17 protein-coding genes are annotated in these 18,536 nt (G+C 60.9%); 6 read left to right on the forward strand and 11 right to left on the reverse strand.

Features of this window, described 5'->3' with window-relative positions; translation table 11 throughout:
* Positions 1-243: 243 nt before the first annotated feature.
* Positions 244-783, forward strand: a complete 540-nt coding sequence (locus tag AB5Y82_RS00635; RefSeq protein ID WP_263719176.1) for a gamma carbonic anhydrase family protein — start codon at positions 244-246, stop codon at positions 781-783.
* Between the two features lie 88 nt (positions 784-871).
* Here AB5Y82_RS00635 and polA read toward each other — a convergent pair whose 3' ends face one another.
* Complete coding sequence (polA, locus tag AB5Y82_RS00640; RefSeq protein WP_368173523.1) at positions 872-3,637, reverse strand: DNA polymerase I; 2,766 nt, start codon at positions 3,635-3,637, stop codon at positions 872-874.
* Positions 3,638-4,037: 400 nt separating this feature from the next.
* Between polA and elbB the strand changes: the two genes are divergently transcribed.
* Complete coding sequence (elbB, locus tag AB5Y82_RS00645; RefSeq protein WP_368173524.1) at positions 4,038-4,688, forward strand: isoprenoid biosynthesis glyoxalase ElbB; 651 nt, start codon at positions 4,038-4,040, stop codon at positions 4,686-4,688.
* Between the two features lie 72 nt (positions 4,689-4,760).
* Here elbB and AB5Y82_RS00650 read toward each other — a convergent pair whose 3' ends face one another.
* The 4 genes from AB5Y82_RS00650 to AB5Y82_RS00665 all read right to left on the reverse strand — a co-directional run bounded on the left by AB5Y82_RS00650 (position 4,761) and on the right by AB5Y82_RS00665 (position 8,217).
* The gene (locus AB5Y82_RS00650; RefSeq protein ID WP_005339554.1) at positions 4,761-4,970 is read right to left on the reverse strand and encodes a cell division protein ZapB; all 210 of its coding nucleotides are present in this window, start codon (positions 4,968-4,970) and stop codon (positions 4,761-4,763) included.
* Positions 4,971-5,216: 246 nt separating this feature from the next.
* Positions 5,217-6,497: a hypothetical protein gene (locus AB5Y82_RS00655; RefSeq protein ID WP_111901311.1), complete on the reverse strand. Its 1,281-nt coding sequence runs from the start codon at positions 6,495-6,497 to the stop codon at positions 5,217-5,219.
* A 20-nt stretch (positions 6,498-6,517) separates the two neighbouring features.
* Entirely contained in the window at positions 6,518-7,297 is a 780-nt protein-coding gene (cysE, locus tag AB5Y82_RS00660) for a serine O-acetyltransferase (RefSeq protein ID WP_005339552.1), read from the reverse strand.
* A gap of 8 nt (positions 7,298-7,305) precedes the next feature.
* The gene (locus AB5Y82_RS00665) at positions 7,306-8,217 is read right to left on the reverse strand and encodes a cation diffusion facilitator family transporter (protein ID WP_005339551.1); all 912 of its coding nucleotides are present in this window, start codon (positions 8,215-8,217) and stop codon (positions 7,306-7,308) included.
* Positions 8,218-8,302: 85 nt separating this feature from the next.
* Between AB5Y82_RS00665 and AB5Y82_RS00670 the strand changes: the two genes are divergently transcribed.
* From AB5Y82_RS00670 to trmL, 3 genes are all read left to right on the forward strand, one after another.
* Positions 8,303-8,998 (forward strand): response regulator, encoded by a 696-nt coding sequence (locus tag AB5Y82_RS00670; protein WP_005339549.1) that lies wholly within the window; start codon positions 8,303-8,305, stop codon positions 8,996-8,998.
* A complete protein-coding gene (locus AB5Y82_RS00675; RefSeq protein ID WP_162519713.1) occupies positions 8,980-10,350 on the forward strand; it encodes an ATP-binding protein in 1,371 nt (456 codons plus the stop codon). The genes AB5Y82_RS00670 and AB5Y82_RS00675 overlap by 19 nt, the downstream gene beginning before the upstream one ends.
* A 74-nt stretch (positions 10,351-10,424) precedes the next feature.
* Positions 10,425-10,889: a tRNA (uridine(34)/cytosine(34)/5-carboxymethylaminomethyluridine(34)-2'-O)-methyltransferase TrmL gene (gene trmL, locus AB5Y82_RS00680; protein ID WP_139747640.1), complete on the forward strand. Its 465-nt coding sequence runs from the start codon at positions 10,425-10,427 to the stop codon at positions 10,887-10,889.
* A 13-nt stretch (positions 10,890-10,902) separates the two neighbouring features.
* Here trmL and AB5Y82_RS00685 read toward each other — a convergent pair whose 3' ends face one another.
* The 4 genes from AB5Y82_RS00685 to lexA all read right to left on the reverse strand — a co-directional run bounded on the left by AB5Y82_RS00685 (position 10,903) and on the right by lexA (position 14,427).
* Positions 10,903-12,192 carry an MATE family efflux transporter gene (locus AB5Y82_RS00685; protein WP_236759477.1) on the reverse strand — a complete coding sequence of 430 codons (1,290 nt, stop codon included), beginning with the start codon at positions 12,190-12,192 and terminating at the stop codon, positions 10,903-10,905.
* A gap of 74 nt (positions 12,193-12,266) precedes the next feature.
* The gene (locus tag AB5Y82_RS00690; protein WP_005339543.1) at positions 12,267-12,893 is read right to left on the reverse strand and encodes an SCO family protein; all 627 of its coding nucleotides are present in this window, start codon (positions 12,891-12,893) and stop codon (positions 12,267-12,269) included.
* Between the two features lie 210 nt (positions 12,894-13,103).
* Positions 13,104-13,319: a hypothetical protein gene (locus AB5Y82_RS00695; RefSeq protein WP_019446524.1), complete on the reverse strand. Its 216-nt coding sequence runs from the start codon at positions 13,317-13,319 to the stop codon at positions 13,104-13,106.
* Between the two features lie 484 nt (positions 13,320-13,803).
* Positions 13,804-14,427, reverse strand: coding sequence for a transcriptional repressor LexA (gene lexA / locus AB5Y82_RS00700; protein ID WP_005339540.1), 624 nt, complete (start codon positions 14,425-14,427; stop codon positions 13,804-13,806).
* Positions 14,428-14,631: 204 nt separating this feature from the next.
* On the opposite strand from lexA, the gene plsB reads away from it, so the two are divergent.
* Positions 14,632-17,055 (forward strand): glycerol-3-phosphate 1-O-acyltransferase PlsB, encoded by a 2,424-nt coding sequence (gene plsB, locus AB5Y82_RS00705; protein WP_113740645.1) that lies wholly within the window; start codon positions 14,632-14,634, stop codon positions 17,053-17,055.
* Positions 17,056-17,124: 69 nt separating this feature from the next.
* Here the strand turns inward: plsB and ubiA are convergent, their stop codons facing one another.
* Both ubiA and AB5Y82_RS00715 read right to left on the reverse strand, forming a co-directional pair.
* Positions 17,125-17,994 (reverse strand): 4-hydroxybenzoate octaprenyltransferase, encoded by an 870-nt coding sequence (gene ubiA, locus AB5Y82_RS00710; protein ID WP_005339536.1) that lies wholly within the window; start codon positions 17,992-17,994, stop codon positions 17,125-17,127.
* The gene (locus AB5Y82_RS00715) at positions 17,991-18,527 is read right to left on the reverse strand and encodes a chorismate lyase (protein WP_005339534.1); all 537 of its coding nucleotides are present in this window, start codon (positions 18,525-18,527) and stop codon (positions 17,991-17,993) included. Before AB5Y82_RS00715 ends, ubiA begins: the two co-directional genes overlap by 4 nt.
* Positions 18,528-18,536: the final 9 nt, after the last annotated feature.

Genomic DNA, 18,536 nt, shown 5'->3' on the forward strand with positions numbered 1-18,536 from the left:
CGAGTCAAGCCTTATTTTCAAAGGCTTTTCGAGGTTATCGACGAGGTTGTTTGCGTTGCCGCTTGCCCTGTCGATGGAGGCGCATTATAGGGAACAGATTCTTTCTGGCAACCCCTTATCTGCAATAAAATTGCAAAAAACAGCACTTTTTTAGTTATTCATATCCAACCACAGCTTTTATACAAGCTTATCCACAGAAACCGGTTCGAGATTGCTAGAATGGCCGAAAACAAGGAGGCCAAGATGGACTTGCGACTGAGACCCTATAAGGGAACACGCCCGCAACTGGGCAAACGGGTGTATGTAGATCCCTGCGCAACACTGGTGGGCGATATCGAGCTGGCCGACGACGCCAGCATCTGGCCCATGGTGGCGGCGCGGGGAGATGTGAACCATATCCGCATCGGCGCCCGCAGCAATATTCAGGACGGCACTGTGCTGCACCTGACTCGCAAGAGCGCCAGCAACCCGACCGGCTATCCGCTGCTGATCGGTGAAGATGTCACTGTGGGTCACAAGGCGATGCTTCACGGCTGCACCATCGGCGACCGGGTGCTGGTCGGCATGGGTGCCATTCTGCTTGATGGCGTCGTGGTTGAAGATGATGTGATGATCGGCGCAGGTTCGCTGGTGCCACCGGGCAAGCGACTCGAGTCGGGCTTTCTATATATAGGTAATCCCATCAAACAGGCTCGCCCGCTCAAACCTGCCGAGATCGCCTTTCTCAAGACCTCGGCTGACAACTATGTGCTGCTCAAGGATGAGTATCTGCAAGAGACCTGATAGGGCTGGCAGAAACAGGAAGCCCGGCATAATGCCGGGCTTCGCTTCTTATATAGCTATATAGCCGTGCAGAACGGCTGACCGGAAATCAGTGGGCCTGATCCCAGTTGTCACCGGTACCCGCTTCCACCAGCAGCGGCACATGCAGTTCGGCAGCGGCCGACATCTTCTCCTTGATGATGGCGATGTACTCCTCCAGCTTCTCTTCACGGATCTCGAACACCAGTTCATCGTGTACCTGCATCAGCATGCGGATCGACTCATCCTCGATACCGCGGATCCAGCTGTCCACGGTGATCATGGCGCGCTTGATGATATCGGCGGCCGTGCCCTGCATAGGCGCGTTGATGGCGGCCCGCTCGGCTGCCTTGCGCAGACCGGCGTTGCGGGACTTGATATCCGGCAGATAGAGGCGACGGCCAAACAGGGTCTCGACATAACCCTGGGCTTCCGCCTGCTGGCGGGTACGCTCCATATACTCCAGCACGCCCGGGTAGCGTTCGAAGTAGAGATCCATGTACTTCTGCGCTTCGGCACGACCGATCCCCAGCTGCTTGGCCAAACCGAAGGCGCTCATGCCGTAGATAAGGCCGAAGTTGATCGCCTTGGCGCTGCGGCGCATGTCAGTGGTGACCGCATCGAGCGCCACGCCGAACACCTCGGCGGCAGTCGCCTTGTGGATGTCCTTGCCCTCGGCAAAGGCGGTCAGCAGCCCCTTGTCACCGGAAAGGTGCGCCATGATGCGCAGCTCGATCTGGGAGTAGTCCGCCGCCACCAGCTTGTAACCGGCGCTCGGGATGAAGGCCTGACGGATCCGGCGCCCCTGCTCGTTGCGCACCGGGATGTTCTGCAGGTTGGGATCAGATGATGACAAACGGCCCGTAGCCGCTACCGCCTGATGATAGGAGGTGTGTACCCGCCCGGTCTGCGGCTTGATCATCAGCGGCAACTTGTCGGTGTAGGTGGACTTGAGCTTGGCCAGCCCACGGTGCTCCATCAGCAGCTGCGGCAGCTCGTAGGTCTCCGCCAGCTCGGCCAGCACCTCTTCTGCGGTGGATGGCGCACCCTTCGGAGTCTTTTTGATGATCGGCAGGCCCAGCTTGGTGAAGAGGATCTCCCCCAGTTGCTTGGGCGAGGAGAGGTTGAACTCCTGCCCGGCCAGCTCGTGAGCCTGCTTCTCCAGCTCCGCCAACCGCAGCTCGATCTCCTGGCTCTGCTGGTGCAGCAGCTTGGGATCGATGGTGGTGCCGAGCAACTCCATCCGCGCCAGCACTGGCAGCAGGGGCAATTCGATCTCGCTGAATACCTTGGCGAGGCCCGGTTCGGCAGAGAGCTTGCCCCACAGCGCCTGATGCAGACGCAGGGTGATATCGGCATCTTCCGCCGCATAAGGGGCCGCCTGCTCCAGCTCGATCTGGTTGAAGGTGAGCTGTTTCACCCCTTTGCCCGCGATATCTTCAAACGAGGTAGTCTCGACCCCGAGGTAACGCTTGGCCAGCGAATCCATGTCGTGGCGGCTGGCGGTGGAGTTGAGCACGTAGGACTCGAGCATGGTGTCGTAGGCAATGCCCTGCAGGTCGATGTCATGGTTAAGCAGCACGTTGCGATCGTACTTGAGGTTCTGTCCCACCTTGAGACGGGTCGGATCTTCCAGCAGCGGTTTGAGCTTGCCCAACACCACGGCCTCGCTCAGCTGTACCGGCGCCCCCAGATAGTCATGGCCAAACGGCACATAAGCAGCCTTGCCCGGCTCAACCGCGAAGGAGACGCCGACGATCCGCGCTTCCATATAGTCGAGACTGGTGGTTTCGGTATCGAAGGCAAACAACGGTGCCGCTTTCAGCTGTTCCAGCCAGCCGTCAAACTCGGCTTCGTCCAGAATGCAGCGGTAGTCGGTTTCGATGGCGGCAACCGGAGCGGCGCTCTCATCGCCAGCCTCGTCTTGTCCGGCGCTCTCGCTGCCCTCTTCACCACCGGATTCCAGCTCTTTGATCAGGTTGCGCAGCTCGTATTCGCGATAGACCGCCAGCAGGGACTCCTTGTCGACCGGTTTGAGCAACAGCTCTTCCAGACTCTGTTCCAGCTCGACATCGGTCTTGATGGTCGCCAGTCGATAGGAGAGACGAACCTGCTCCTCCTGCTCGCGGAACTTGTCGGCGAACGCCTTGGAGCCACGGAAGCCGAGGGCAGCTACCTTGTCGAGGTTGGCGGCAATCTCGTCGATGCTGCCAATCCCCTGCAGCAGAGCCAGTGCGGTCTTCTCGCCGACACCGGTCATACCGGGAATGTTGTCGACCTTGTCACCCATCAGGGCCAGATAGTCGATGATGAGCTCGGGCGGTACGCCAAACTTCTCGATCACCCCTTCCCGATCGGTCTTCACATCTTTCATGGTGTCGATCAGGGTGACATGGTCGGAGACCAGCTGCGCCATATCCTTGTCACCGGTGCTGATCAGTACCGGCAGCTGCTTCTCGGTCGCCTGGCGGGCCAGGGTGCCGATCACATCGTCTGCCTCCACCCCTTCCACCATCAGGAAGGGGAAGCCCATCGCCTTGATCATCTGGTGGATAGGGGCAACCTGGCTGCGCAGATCGTCCGGCATGCTGGCACGGGTCGCCTTGTACTCGGGATAGATGTCGTCGCGGAAGGTCTTGCCCTTGGCATCAAACACCACGGCCACATGACAGTCAGGATATTGCTTGCGCAGGCTGCGCATCATGTTGGCCATGACACGGACGGCGCCGCTCGGCAAACCGGTCGATGTGCGCAGATCAGCCTGCTGGGAGGCGAAGAAGGCGCGGTAAAGATAAGAGGAGCCGTCGACCAGAATAAGGGGGTTGCTAGGGGCCATGAAATCGTCCTGCCAGAGATAAACAGCCGCTAGGATGCCACAGGGCCCCCCTCACACCAAGGGGCTCAGCAACAGCACACAGCGCCTGATAAAGGGACTCAGTCTGTGGATAACTCTGTGTTCAAAAATGGGACGCATCAGAGCGCGCAGTGATAAAACTGTGCATAAGAATATAAAAATCCATTAAAAACAATACATTGAGATCGTAAAAACCGATCGTGAGACAGTTAGAATGATCTCGATCAATGTGGAAAAAGATTTAAGGGAGTAGGTACGGCAGGATCCAAAACGAAACAATCCTAGCACAGCAAGATGACTTGACCAGCGGAGGGCGAGCGATAACCATACAAAAGTACAACAATCCATCTTGGCTCACATTTTCAATAACGAGGAGTTTGCCATGAAAAAAGTGGCCGTGATTTTGAGTGGCTGCGGTGTCTTTGACGGGGCCGAAATCCACGAGGCCGTCATCAGCCTGCTGGCGTTGGCCCGTCAGGGAGCCGCCGTCCAGTGCTTCGCCCCGAACGTGGCGCAGCTCCATGTCATCAACCACCTGACCGGCGAAGTGAGCGAGGGAGAGAGCCGCAATGTGCTGGTCGAAGCGGCACGTATCTGCCGTGGCCAGATAAAGGATGTGGCCGAGCTGGATGCGGCCGATTACGACGCGCTGCTGGTGCCCGGCGGCTTTGGCGCGGCCAAGAACCTGTGCGACTTCGCTATCAAGGGGGCGGAGTGCCAGATCCAGCCCGATGTGCTGAAAGCGTGCCAGAGCTTTGCCAACGCCAACAAACCGGCCGCCTATATCTGCATCGCACCCGCCATGATCCCGCTGATCTATGGTGCCGGGACGCTGGCGACCATCGGCCATGACGAGAGTACCGCCAACGCCATCGAGGCGATGGGCGGCAGCCATCTCAACAGCCCGGTCAACGAATTCGTGGTGGATCAGGAGCGCAAGGTGATCTCCACCCCCGCCTACATGCTGGCCAACAACATAGTCGAAGCGGCAGACGGGATCGAGAAGACAGTCAAGCAGCTGCTGGCGCTGTAATTCCCATCCCGCCAAAAACAGACGGGCCGCTCATGGAGCGGCCCGTTTTCAATTCTGCCTGAAGGCGATGAATTAGATGGTTTCGCCCATCTGATCCATTTTGCCCAGCAGGGCACGCAGACGCTCCTGCCATGCAGTGTGCTCGTTGCGCAGCTGATGGTTCTCGTCTTGCAGCTTGCTGTTCTGCTCTTTCAGCTCGTCCAGCTCCATCTTCAGCAGGGAGATGTTGTCGACGGCGGATTGTACTTTGGATTCGAGTTGCTCAAGGACTTCTAGTGACATATGCATACCTGTATGTTCAATTGCGATGCCCCACAGAGGGCGATTCAAGCGCGTGAAGCCAGCATACCCCGAGCGCATCGGCACAAACAAGCCAGTGCGCTGTAAAATGCGCCTTCCATAGATGTATTGTCTAAATATGCGTCTATTTTTCTCGCATCCTGCGCCCGAGCCGCGACAACACACTGAACCGTGCGTAAAAGGCCCCGCCACCCGCGCATCATTTTCCCCCTTCCAACGGAACCGCCGTTATCCATGCAAGGCGATATAAGCCCCCAGCAATAGACAGGCAACCACATACATCAGCAGGCCGTAGAGCAGGTTCCAGCGCAGGATCAGCCCGGCACTGAGGTTGTAGCGGGAGGCCAGCGCCAGATTGGATCCGGAGAGCGGACTGGTGCCGGTGGCAAGCCCCCACCCCAGCAGGAAACACATGCCGAGCAGGCTGGGATCCGGCGCCAGCGGCCAGAGCAGCGGCGCCAGCCCGGAGATACTGATGAGCGGATGCACCCCGACGATGGCCACCAGCAGTATCAGCAGCAGAGTGAGCGATGCCTCAAGCCAGCCAAAGTGGTTGAACAGTGGCAGGCCATGACCGGCACCGAGATCGATGACCGACAACGCACTGTTGATGCCTGCCGCCAGCAAACCGGCCCCCAGAAACAGCACCAGCTGACCACCGATGGCGGGGAAGCGCTCCACCACCTGCCGCTTGAGGGCCGCCTTGCGCCCAACCCTCGGCATAAAGAGCAGCGCCAGCAGCGGGGCCACCAGCGCGATCACCGCCAGAATGCCGAGCTGGGGCCAGATGTGCTTGATGAGCAGTACCAGCAGCGCCAGCGTGACCGGCAACCCCAGGGTCTGCAACCGCAGCGGATAACCGGCAAAGTCAGCCACCCCGATCCGCTCCACCTGCCAGGCAGTCAGCCCCATCGCCAGCAAGGCGGCGAGGATCCCGAACGGCAAAATATGGGAGAGCTGCAAGCCCGGCGCATAGGTGAGCGCCACCGCCATGGCGACAAAGAAGGGCGACCAGAAGGCAGCGGCACAGAAGATCCGGCTCAGCACCATCACCTGACGCCGCTCCAGGGTTCCATTGCGCTCCAGCCGATCGCCGATGATAAACAGCACCGAGAGGTTGATGACCGCCCCCAGCAGATTGAGGCTGGCCATGGTGCTCCACAGCCCCTTGCGCCCGGTCCAGGAGGTGGTGCCGGTCAAGAGACCTGAGGTGGCGAGGTTGAGAGTGCTCACCGCGGCAAACATGGTGAGCATATTGATGTTGGGCAGCAGCCAGTCACCGGCGGTGAGGGTCGCTCCCTGCCACCAGGAGAAGAAGAGCAGCAACAGCGCCGCGCCATACAGGGCCAGCGCCTGCCGCTTGGCGGCCCCCACCAGCCAGGGCCAGGTGAGCAGTGATGCCCCCCAGGCCGCAATGGCCGCTGGCCAGGGGGAGAGCCCCAGATAGAGATGCAGCATGTTGAGCAGCCACATCCCCAAAATCAGATAACCCGACCAGCGTTTGGCCATCGACTACTCCGGCCGGGAGATCAGAGACACTGATCCATATCCAGTGAAGGCTTGTCGCACTCCGGACGGCCGACGATCTTGGCGGGTACGCCAGCGACCGTGGTATGAGGCGGCACCGGGTTGATCACCACGCTGCCCGCGCCAATTTTGGCGCCCACGCCCACTTCGATATTGCCGAGCACCTTGGCGCCCGCCCCTATCATCACCCCTTCGCGGATCTTGGGATGGCGATCGCCGCTCTCCTTGCCGGTACCACCGAGGGTCACGCTCTGCAGGATGGAGACATCATCTTCAATCACCGCCGTCTCGCCCACCACTATGCCGGTGGCGTGGTCGAACATGATCCCCTTGCCGATGCGGGCGGCCGGGTGCACATCCACCCCGAACACCACCGAGATCTGGTTTTGCAGATAGAGGGCCAGCGAGCGGCGCCCCTGACGCCACAGCCAGTTGGCGACCCGATACCCCTGCAGGGCATGGAACCCCTTGAGATAGAGCAGCGGGGTGGAGAAGAGGTCGACCGCCGGATCCCGCTCCTGCACGGCGCAGATGTCGGCCGCCACTACCGTCAGCAGCTCGGGCTCGCTGCGCAGGGCCAGCTCGATCACCTCGCGCAGGGCGATGGCGGGCATGGTGGCGCTGTCGAGTTTGTTGGCCAGCTGGAAGCTCAGCGCCGAACGCAGATTCTTGTGATTTAGAATGGTGGAGTGGAAGAAGCTGGCCAGCATCGGCTCCTGGGCCGCCATGCACTCCGCTTCTTGCTGAATTTTGTGCCAGGTTTTGGCAACCAGTTCATCCATGTTGCAGCCTACTGTTGTTCTGGGTGAGGGCTCTGTTGTTCTTTTGTCAGCACCGAGATGGGGTCCATGTGGATGATGACATCCATCCGCTCGAATGCCTGGCGTACCGCCAGTTCGGCTTCATCGGCGATCTGATGGGCCTTGACCAGGGGGATCTGATCATCCAGTTCAAGATGCAACTGTACGAATCGGGTCGGCCCGGATTGACGGGTGCGCAGGTCATGTACGCCGTGTACACCTTCTACGGCACAGCAGAGCGCCATTATTCTCGCTTGTTCTTCCGCTGGCAACTGACGATCGAGCAGGGCCTGCACCGACTCGTAGCCGATGTGTCCCGCCCCCCACAACAGGAATAGCCCGATCAGGATGGCAAACAGGCCGTCGGCCCAATACCACCCCTGCCCCGCCAGCACCAACGCCAGCAAGACACCGGCATTGAGCAGCAGATCGGAACGGTAGTGCAGCATGTCGGCCTTGATGGCCACGCTGTTGGTCTTGCGAATAACGAAACTCTGGAAGCTGACCAGCAGCAGGGTCAGCACGATGGAGCCACCGCTGACCCAGAGACCCGCTTCCAGCCGCAGGATAGGCGCCTGATTGAGCAGGGATGAAATTCCGTGCATCACCAGCAGCAAGGCGGAGCCGGAGATAAAGGCCGACTGGATGAGGCCCGCCAGCGACTCCGCCTTGCCGTGACCGAAACGGTGTTCGTCATCGGCGGGGGCCAGCGCATAGCGAATGGCCAGCAGGTTGATGATGGAGGCACTCACATCCATGAAGGAGTCGGTGAGCGATGCCAGCAGGGTCGACGAGTCGGTCATCAGCCAGGCGATCAGTTTGCCGATGATCAGCAAGGTAGCGGTAGTGACCGCCGCTATGCTGGCAAAGGTCACCCAACGGGAATATTGTTGATGGCTCAAAACCGGCTTTCCTCTGGCGATGAAAAACTTATTATACCCTGACCCCGGCGTCAGTTTGGCGCGAAAATCTGCGGAATAACACCAGATGAACAGAATACTCCTGGTCGACGACGATCTTGAATTGACCCAACTGCTCACCGAAATTCTGACCCTGGAGGGATTTCAGGTCACGGTCGCCGAGGATGGTGAAGAGGGACTGCAACGGCTGGCGGAGCAGAGCTTCGATCTGGTGTTGCTGGACGTGATGATGCCCAAGCTCAACGGCTTTGCCATGCTGACCAAGCTGCGCAAGACCCACGACACCCCGGTGCTGATGCTGACCGCCCGCGGTGACAGCCAGGATCGGGTTAACGGTCTGGAGGCGGGCGCCGACGACTATCTGGCCAAGCCATTCGATGACAGGGAACTGCTCGCCCGGGTACGTGCCATCCTGCGCCGAACCCAGAGCGCCCCGCCCCAGCGCGGCAACTCCTCCGACGAAGTGCACTTCATGGATATCGTGCTGCAACCCGGCCTGCAGCAGGCCCGCTGCGGCGAACAGCTGCTGGAGCTGACCGCCACCGAGTTTGGCCTGCTGGAGTGCCTGCTGCGTAATCCCGGCCAGATCGTCAGCAAGAGCCACCTCTCCGAGCAGGTGCTGGGCAAGAAGCTGGAACCCTTCGATCGGGCCATCGACATGCACCTGAGCAACCTGCGCAAAAAGCTGCCGGACCGCACCGATGGCCAGCCCCGCTTCAAAACCGTACGGGGGCGCGGTTACCTGTGGCTAGAGCAAGAATAGAGCGCATCAACTCCCTCAACGGGATCTCGACCCACATCTTCCTCTGGTTCTGGTTCATGCTGCTGGTGATGCTGGCCGCCGTGATCAGCCTGCCAACCCTGGATCCCCGCAACCAGATCCCGCTGCCGACCCACGAAGTGGCGCGGATGCAGAACAATGTGCAGGCTCTGCTCAACGCTGCCGAGCCGGATCAGGATTTCGATCTGGCCAAGGCGATGGACAAGATCGCCATGCTGCCGGTGGACAACGTCTACCTGCGCGACGAGAAGGGGCAGATCCAGTCCACCACCCATCCGCGCAAGTTCGTGGTGCGCTTTATGGTGGATGCCGATGACCCGGCCAATCCCATGCTGGGCAACGAGGATCGCAAGGCGATCGCAGGCCCCTTCCTGATGGAGCACCACGGCCATCGCTATCACGTCTATTTCGGCCTCAATGCCGAGAATCCCTACCTGTTCCTGTTTATTCAGGTGCTTGATCACCCGATCCGCATTCTGGGCATCTCGATGCTGGTCAGCACCCCGCTCTGCCTGCTGCTCGCCTGGCGGCTGACCCGGCCCATCCTGCAGTTGCAAAAATCGGTCTCCCAACTGGCGGCTGGCAATCTGGAGGTACAGATCCCCAACCTGGGACGGGGCGACGAGATCGGCCAGTTGGCGGACAACGTCAGTCGCATGGTAGAGACGCTCAAGAGCATGATCCAGAAGCAGAAACAGCTGCTTTCCGATATCTCCCACGAGCTGCGCAGCCCCCTCACCCGGATGCAACTGGCGCAGGCGCTGATCCGCCGCAAGCAGGGTGACAGCGCCGAGCTGGCGCGGATCGAATCGGAGATCGGGCGGCTGGACAAGCTGATCGGCGATCTGCTGGATCTGTCGCGGGTGCAGCAGCATGTGGAGGCGCCGGTGGTGCACCCGCTGGCCGACATGCTGGAACCCATCCTCGAAGATGCCATGTTCGAGGCAAACCAGAGTGGCAAACAGCTCAGACTGCCGCCGCTGCCTGCCGAGTCGATCCAGATGTGGCCCGAGCTGTTGGCCCGGGCGGTGGAGAACCCCCTGCGCAACGCCCTCAAATATGCCCGCGAGTTCATCAAGGTGGACTGGTATCGGGAGGGACTGGAGTGGGTGATGACCATTCGGGATGACGGCCCCGGGGTGCCTGACGAGCAGCAGGCGCTGCTGTTCCAGCCCTTTTTCCGGGTCGATGATGCCCGCAACGCCAAGACTGGCGGCACCGGGCTGGGGCTGGCCATCGCCTCGGAGGCAATACAGCGCCACGGCGGTACCATTTCGGCCAGCAACAATCACCCGACCGGGCTGACCATCACCATCCGCTTGCCCATCGCCTGATCCTTTTCATCCGGACGGGCGCTGGGTATGCTGGCGCCCCTTCTTGGCTTTACATCTCTTTGCAGGAGCTCGTCATGCTCGATATCGTCCTCTACCAGCCGGAAATTCCGCCCAACTCCGGCAATATCATCCGGCTTTGCGCCAATACCGGTTACCGGCTCCATCTGATCGAGCCGCTGGGGTTTGAGTGGGATGACAAGCGGGTAAAGCGGGCGGGACTCGACTATCACGAATTTGCCGAGGTGAAGCGCTGGCCGAGCTATGAGGCTTTTCTGGCCGCCGTGGCGCCCAAGCGGGTGTTTGCCTGCACCACCAAGGGCCGCACCGCGCACTCGGCAGCTCAATATGCCCTTGGCGACGCCCTGCTGTTTGGCCCGGAGAGTCGCGGTCTGCCCATCGAGATCATCGAGAGCCTGCCATTCGAGCAGCGGCTGCGCATCCCTATGGTGCCCCAGAGCCGCAGCATGAACCTCTCCAACGCGGTGTCTGTCTTTGTCTACGAGAGCTGGCGCCAGCTCGGCTACGACGGTGCCATGTAAGCGCCACCGATGCTCAGTGGCGGGCGTCGTGCAGATGCCCGCTGCGCTCCAGCCGCCAGCAAGTGACCCCCAGCGACAGACCGCGCCCCACCATCAGCGCCGCCATCGCCGCCCATAACGCGGCCACGCCCCACGACTGACAGAGCCACCAGATCGGGAAGAAGCCGCCAAACGCGGCCAGCAACATGCTGTTGCGCATCTCCCGCGCCCGGGTCGCCCCGATAAATACGCCATCCAGCAGGAAACACCAGACCGCCAGCAAGGGCATGGCGATCAGCCAGGGAAGCTGACGATGTGCCTCCGCCACCACGGCCGGAATGTCGGTGATATAGCCGATAAGGTGGGCACCGAAGAGGGCAAACACCAGGGTAAAACCACTGGCGATGAGGGCGGCCCAGCCCAGATTGAGCACGATGGCCTCCCGCAGTTTCTGCCGATCCTGCTGACCGATGGCTCGTCCTACCATGGCCTCCACCGCATAGGCAAAACCATCGAGCCCGTAGGAGATGAGCATCAGGAAGTTGAGCAGCACCGCATTGGCGGCCACCGCTACATCCCCCAGCCGCGCCCCTTGCAGAGTCATGAAGGCGAAGCAGAGCTGCAAACAGAGGGAGCGCAGGAAGATATCGCGGTTGAGGCCGAGCAGCCGCACCATGGGCGCGAACTGCCGCCAGCGCTGCCAGCCATCTTGCCACACCGTCAGCGCCAGTTGCCGCAGCTGACGGCGTACCAGCCAGATACCGACTGCCAGCGCGCAGTAGTCCGCCATGACCGAGGCTGCCGCCACACCCCGCACCTGCCAGCCGAGCCCCAGCACAAACAGGGCATCGAGCGCCATGTTGACCAGATTGGTGAGGATCAGCATCACCATGGGGCTGCGGGCATCCTGCATCCCCAACAGCCAGCCCATGATCACCAGATTGCAGAGCGCCGCCGGGGCGCTCCAGATCCGCACCGCCACATATTGGCCCGCATAGAGCTGCACCTCGGGCGAGCCGCCACTCAGGGCGATCAACCGTGGCAACAGGGGGAAGAGCAACAACAGCAGCGCCAGACCGAGAGCAATGGCCAGCCCCAGCGCCCGCAGCAGGGTATCGAGCTGGGCACGACCGTCGGCGGCGCCGTGCGCCTGCGCCGTCAGCCCGGTGGTCGACATCCGCAAAAAGCCGAGCAGCCAGAAGATGAGGTTGATCAGGGTTGCACCGACCGAAACGCCCCCCAGAAACCAGGCCTGACCGAGATGACCGATCACCCAGGTGTCCACCAGCCCCAGCAAGGGGGTGGTGATATTGGAGAAAACCATGGGCAGGGCGAGCGCAAAGACGGCGCGGTGGCGAGAGGGATCTCGCCACCAGGGGGCAACAGCTGGGGTCACGCTCAGTGGCCTGCCAGCTTCAGAATGCGGGCGAAATCAGAGAGCATGGTGGCCATCTGCACCCTGGGCACCTGACCCGGCGCCACCTGCGGGCGGAACACCGCCTGCAGCTTGCCCTTGGGATTGATGAGCACGATGGAGGCGGAGTGATCGATCAGGTAATCCTTCTCCCCCTGATTGGCGATGGAGTAGATGAGCCCCAGATTGCGCACGAACGGGAACAGCTTGTCGTGGGGGGCAGTGGCCGCCTTGAACTCGGGATTGAAGAAGGCGGTATAGGTCTTGAGGCGTGGAATATCGTCACGCTGGGGATCCGCCGAGATAAACACCACCTGACTGTCGGGCGCCATCTTCTTCAGCTGGTCATAGACGGAGCGCATATCTGCCAGGGTGGTGGGGCAGATATCGGGGCAGAAGGTGTAGCCGACAAACAGGAAGGTCCAGTGCCCCTTCAGGTTGGCAGGGGTGAACGGCTGGTTGTCCGCATCGGTAAAGGCGAAATCATTGATGTCCCGCCCCGCCGGATAGTAGTCAGCCTGTTCAGGCTGCTCTGGCTGCGTGGCGTAGAACACCAGGATCAGGCAGGCTGTCAGCAGCAGAAAGAGCAGGGGATAGCGGAGCTTCATCATAACAAGAGACCCTTTCAGTTCGAGGCAGATGGCCAGCAGTGACCGGACAAGAGGGAGGCATTGTACCCCAGCGAGCCGCCAAGGTGGTTCAACCTTGTGCAACGCCCTGTCAGGAGTCGACCATTTGGCATAATTAATCGCCAGTTGCGGCCATAAAAAAACCGGCCCCCTCGGGTGCCGGTTATGGATGGATTTGTTTGTCTCTTCTGCTCAGGGGCGAGCGTTACGCCCCTGCTGCAACATCTTGCCGATGGCCCGCACGCCGATGGGAATCACGGGGGCCAGCCAGCCCTCTTCCCCCTGGCGATCGCCATGACCACGTTTGAACAGCAGCACCAGACGCACCACCTTCTCTTTCGGACATCCCAGCCAGAGCGTCCAGTGCGACCCTCGATGGTGCAGCCAGAGACCGTAAAACCAGGTCATCCGGCTACCTTTGACAAAACGGGTGATTGACGATTCCGCTGGCGCAGCCCCAGCCTCTGAATCCCATGGCGATCTTGATGCCATACCAGTCCTCCTTGACCGACAGGTCATGTTGCTTCGTCGGCCTGAACTGGGAACAGGCCCGTCACGACTATCTGCAACCATTACGAGTGGTCCCCTTTGCCTGACAAGGCTCGGGATCTCCCCACTCCCCCTTCATATCCCGTGAAGGTGTACTGCCCGATTCTCGTTGTTACCGGCCCTCCCGTCCCGGCGCATTGTGATGGTCAGAGGGAGGTGCCAAGCCCTGTCTCGGCGACAGGGCACTGATCTGAGCATATATCTGAAATGGATGATTGGTAGCCGGTCGCGCAGGACAAAAATGCCGCCACCGATGATCTGTTTGATATGACAGGGAAAGTGCGCCAGAAACAGCACGACCTCCCGAAGGAGGCCGTGTGGCAAACGCAGTTGGCGGGGATGATTACATCCAGTCGGCGTTGCGGATCACCCCGACAGCCAGTCCTTCGATGGTGAGCTGCTGGCAGGAGAGGTCCACCTCGATGGGGGAGAGCTCTTCATTCTCCGGCAGCAGCCATACCTGACTGCCCTTGCGCTGGAAGCGCTTGACGGTGACATCCTCATCGAGACGGGCGACCACTACCTGACCGTTGCGCACCTCCTGGGTCTTGTGCACCGCCAGCAGATCGCCATCCAGAATGCCGATGTTCTTCATGCTCATCCCCTGCACCCGCAGCAGAAAATCAGCGCGCGGGTGGAACAGGGCGGGATCAACCTGATAGTGGCTCTCGATATGCTCCTGAGCCAGGATGGGTTCACCGGCAGCCACCTTGCCGATGAGCGGCAGGCCGCTCTCTTCCAGCACCTCTTCCTCTTCGAGCAACAGGCGAATGCCGCGGGACGTGCCCGGCATGATCTCGATGACCCCTTTTTTGGCCAGGGCCTTCAGATGTTCTTCGGCCGCATTGGCCGACTTGAAACCAAGCTTCTGGGCAATCTCGGCACGAGTCGGCGGCATACCGGTCTCGCTCATGTTCACCTTGATCAGCTCCAGCACTTCGGCCTGGCGGGGGGTAAGGGGTTTCATAGAATTGGCACCTGTCTTTTTATACAGCACACTGGCAGTATATACAGTGCAGTGGCCAAGGCAAGGCGCAGCTGACATTTGTCGCAACCAACCCCTCATTTACTGCTGTTTTGATCCTGCGCAGCTGACTCATCGTACCTCTCGGCGACAAGGGGCTGCCGATTTGCTATGCTCACGCCGCATTTTTTTGGAGAGCAGACGCACATGTCCCTAGGACAGAAGATTTCCAGAGCCATCTTGCAATGGCCGGTCAGCGGCTTGGTCAATCACAAGAGCCTGCCGGAAAATCCCATCACAGAACTCAATCTGGATCCGGCCAGACCCATCGTCTATGCCCTGAAAACCAGTTCGATCACCGACCTGATGACCCTGCAGCAGTGCTGCGAGGATCTCGGTCTGCCCGGTCCCTTCACGCAGCTGGAACTGAACGGCCAGCTGCTGCCGCGCTATGTCTGTCTGGATCGTCCGCCTCCCCTGTTTGGCAAACGCAGCAAACCGCTCCCCTTCCTGCAGGAGTTCCACCAGCTGCTGGATCTGCACAAGCAGGATCCCGCGCTGGATATCCAGGTAGTGCCCGTCACCCTGTTCTGGGGCCGCGCTCCGGGTCGGGAAGGGGAAGAAGCCTCCGGCCTCAACATCATCAGCAGCCTGGCGCCGAACCGGCTGAAGAAGGCGCTTATCGTGATCCTCAAGGGTCGCGAGAATCTGGTGCGCTTCTCGCCGCCGCTCTCCCTGCGCTATATGGCAGACAAGCACGGCACCGACGAGGCGATAGCCCACAAGCTGGCGCGAGTGGCCCGTACCCACTTCAGCCGCCAGCAGCTGGCCGCCACCGGCCCGAAACTGCCGAACCGCAACCTGCTGTTCAAGCAGTTGCTCGACTCCGCGGTGATCCAGCAGGCGATTGAGGAGGAGGCCCAGCGCGAGGGGATCAGCCTCGAGAAGGCGCAAAAGCGTGCCCATGGCTACATGGACGAGATCGCCTCCAACTTCTCCTACCGGCTGATCCGCCTGGGCGAGAGCTTCCTCGGCTGGCTGTGGAACAAGCTCTACCGCGGTTTGTCGGTCAATGGCGCCGAGAAGGTACGCCAGCTGGCGCAGGAAGGGCACGAGATCGTCTACGTTCCCTGTCACCGCAGCCACATGGACTACCTGCTGCTCTCCTACGTCATCTACCACCAGGGGATGGTGCCGCCCCATATCGCGGCTGGCATCAATCTCAACTTCTGGCCGGCAGGCCCGATCTTCCGCCACGGCGGTGCCTTCTTCATTCGCCGCACCTTCAAGGGCAACCCGCTCTACAGCACGGTATTCCGGGAATACCTCAACCTGCTGTTTGCCAAGGGTTACTCGGTAGAGTTCTTCACCGAAGGTGGTCGCTCCCGTACCGGCCGTCTGCTACCGCCCAAGACCGGCATGCTGGCGATGACCCTGCAGGCAATGATGCGCGGGCTGGACAGGCCGGTCACTCTGGTGCCGGTCTATCTGGGTTACGAGCACGTGATGGAGGTGAACACCTACCACAACGAGCTCAAAGGGAGCCGCAAGGAGAAAGAGAGCTTCCTGCAGGTGCTCGGCATCCTGCGCAAGCTGCGCAACTACGGCCGTGGTTTCGTCAACTTCGGCGAGCCGCTGACCCTCAACAGCTACCTGAGCGAACATATCCCCGACTGGAAAAAGCACATCGGGGAAGAGGAACGTCCGGAGTGGATGGCGGGCACCGTCAACAATCTGGCCGAACTGCTGATGACCCGCATCAACGGCGCTGCCGCGGTCAACGGCCTGACCCTGAGCGCGCTGGCGCTGCTGGCCGCCGAGCGCCACGCCCTGACCCGCGACGAGTTGCAGGCCCAGCTCAACACCTATCTGGATCTGCTCAAAGCGGTGCCTTACAGCCCGCAGAGCACCATTCCGGATGAGGATGCCAAGACCCTGCTGGATCAGGCGATGGAGCTCAACAAGTTCGAGGTGAGCGAGGACAAGCTGGGGCAGATCATCAGTCTCGACCGCTATCAGGCGATCCTGCTGACCTACTACCGCAACAACATCCTCCACCTGTTTGCCATGCCCTCTCTGGTGGCGGCACTAATCGAACGCTGCGAGGGGATCTCCCGCAGCGAGATCATGGCTCGTTGCATCGACATCTATCCGCTGCTCAAGACCGAGCTGTTCCTGCGTTATGAAGAGGAGGAGCTACCGGCGCTGGTTGACAGCCTGCTCGACGCGCTGCAGACCCAGCAACTGATCGAGACCCGCGATGACGGCTACTGGGTCAATCCGGCCAACCAGATGCGCCTGCTGCTGCTGGCGGAGAGTATTCAGGAGACCCTGCAACGCTACGCCATCGTGCTGACCCGGGTGCTGGCCCAGCCTCATATCGAGGCGGAGCAGCTGGAGGCGGACGGCCTGATGATGGCAGAGCGCCTCGGCACCCTGCACGGCATCAACGCCCCCGAGTTCTTCGACCAGAAGCTGTTCAGCACCCTGATCCACACGCTGCGCAAAGAGGGTTACCTCTCTCCCGAGTGCAAGCCGGATCTCGGCCGCTTCCAGGCGCTGGCCGACAACATAGTGCCGCTGCTGAGCAACAAGATCCGCCGCACCATTCAGGCGGGCAATCAGCTCTAATCTGCAACGCAAACAAAGAAGGCCGCATCATGCGGCCTTCATTTTTATCGGAGTCTGCGCGGGAACATGTCACGCCAGCAGGTAATCGAGCACCAGACCGGCAAACACCAACGCCCCCACATAGTTGTTGTTGAGAAACGCCTGGAAGCAGGCTTCCCGCTGCCGCTCGCGAATGAGCCGCTGCTGATAGACAAACAGCACCGCCGCCCCCAGCAATCCCCAGTAATACCAACCCCCCAGCGTCATCAGCTGCCCGACTGCCAGCAACAGCAGCAGCGTCGAGAGTTGCAGTGCGCCGATGATCCGCTTGTCGTAACGGCCAAACAGGATGGCGCTGGATTTGAGGCCGATCTTGAGGTCGTCATCCCGATCCACCATGGCGTACTGGGTGTCGTAAGCCACGGTCCAGAGCAGGTTGGCGAAGAAGAGCAGCCAGGCCACCAGCGGCAGGGCATCCGCCTGCGCCGCATAGGCCATCGGGATCGACCAGGAGAAGGCCATCCCGAGCACCAGCTGGGGGTTCGAGATAAAGCGCTTCATGAAGGGGTAACTCACCGCCAGCAGCAGGGCGACAAACGACAGGCCGATGGTGAGCGGATTCATGGTCAGCACCAGACCAAACGAGATAAGCGCCAGCACGAAGAAGAGCGCCAGCACTTCCCACGGCTTGACTCTACCCGTAGGCAAGGGGCGACCGGCGGTGCGTTTGACGTGGCCGTCAAAGTTGCGATCCGCATAGTCGTTGATCACGCACCCTGCCGAGCGCATCAGAAAGACCCCGACCACAAACACGGTCAGCACCCAGAGATTGGGCAGGCCACCAGCGGCCAGCCAGAGCGCCCACAGGGTTGGCCACAGCAGCAGCAGAGTGCCTATGGGTTTGTCGACGCGGGCCAGCTGCATGTAGGCAAGTCCCCGCTCCTTGGTTAACAGATTCACTCCAGCTCCTTGTCACAGACGAGAGAGGGCAGAAACAGCTCGTGCACCAGCAGTGGCCACTGCCCCAGAAACAGACGGGAACGACGCCCCCAGACAGTGGCGGCCGGGCAACGGGGATTGGCGGCAATATCGAAACGGGCCAGCTGCAGGTGATCGCGGCGGGCAGGCTCATGGCCAAATACCCGCTCACCCAGCGGCTGCTCGCCAAGCTCGGCAATGCCGCTCCCTTGCAGTGCGTCATCGGCAAACAGGGTCCAGCCCAGCACGGCGGGCCCACGATCCCCGTGCAGTATTACCTCGCGGCAGGTACCGGCCGGCGAGGCGGAATCCACCAGCCACTGTTCATCGGCAGTAAGGGCGACCGGGTGATTACCCAGCCACTCCACCGAAAAGTGGCGATTGTGCTGACGCAGACGCCGAGTCATGGAGCCGGGCTCCAGCAGCCAGGGGCGCAAGCTGGCGGGCAATTCGCAACATTCGGGGGCCAGCCACCCGCTTAACGGCGTGAGGGGAACAGTCAACTCGGACTTCACAGCTTCACC

The sequence above is a fragment of the Aeromonas sp. s13 genome, from assembly GCF_040907905.1.
In the GTDB taxonomy this organism is placed as follows: Bacteria; Pseudomonadota; Gammaproteobacteria; order Enterobacterales; family Aeromonadaceae; genus Aeromonas; species Aeromonas veronii.

Coding starts and splice junctions, on each gene's coding strand:
- AB5Y82_RS00635 (WP_263719176.1), top strand. CDS start 244: ATGGACTTGCGACTGAGACCCTATAAGGGAACACGCCCGCAACTGGGC.
- polA (WP_368173523.1), bottom strand. CDS start 3,637: ATGGCCCCTAGCAACCCCCTTATTCTGGTCGACGGCTCCTCTTATCTT.
- elbB (WP_368173524.1), top strand. CDS start 4,038: ATGAAAAAAGTGGCCGTGATTTTGAGTGGCTGCGGTGTCTTTGACGGG.
- AB5Y82_RS00650 (WP_005339554.1), bottom strand. CDS start 4,970: ATGTCACTAGAAGTCCTTGAGCAACTCGAATCCAAAGTACAATCCGCC.
- AB5Y82_RS00655 (WP_111901311.1), bottom strand. CDS start 6,497: ATGGCCAAACGCTGGTCGGGTTATCTGATTTTGGGGATGTGGCTGCTC.
- cysE (WP_005339552.1), bottom strand. CDS start 7,297: ATGGATGAACTGGTTGCCAAAACCTGGCACAAAATTCAGCAAGAAGCG.
- AB5Y82_RS00670 (WP_005339549.1), top strand. CDS start 8,303: ATGAACAGAATACTCCTGGTCGACGACGATCTTGAATTGACCCAACTG.
- trmL (WP_139747640.1), top strand. CDS start 10,425: ATGCTCGATATCGTCCTCTACCAGCCGGAAATTCCGCCCAACTCCGGC.
- AB5Y82_RS00685 (WP_236759477.1), bottom strand. CDS start 12,192: ATGGTTTTCTCCAATATCACCACCCCCTTGCTGGGGCTGGTGGACACC.
- AB5Y82_RS00690 (WP_005339543.1), bottom strand. CDS start 12,893: ATGATGAAGCTCCGCTATCCCCTGCTCTTTCTGCTGCTGACAGCCTGC.
- AB5Y82_RS00695 (WP_019446524.1), bottom strand. CDS start 13,319: ATGACCTGGTTTTACGGTCTCTGGCTGCACCATCGAGGGTCGCACTGG.
- lexA (WP_005339540.1), bottom strand. CDS start 14,427: ATGAAACCCCTTACCCCCCGCCAGGCCGAAGTGCTGGAGCTGATCAAG.
- plsB (WP_113740645.1), top strand. CDS start 14,632: ATGTCCCTAGGACAGAAGATTTCCAGAGCCATCTTGCAATGGCCGGTC.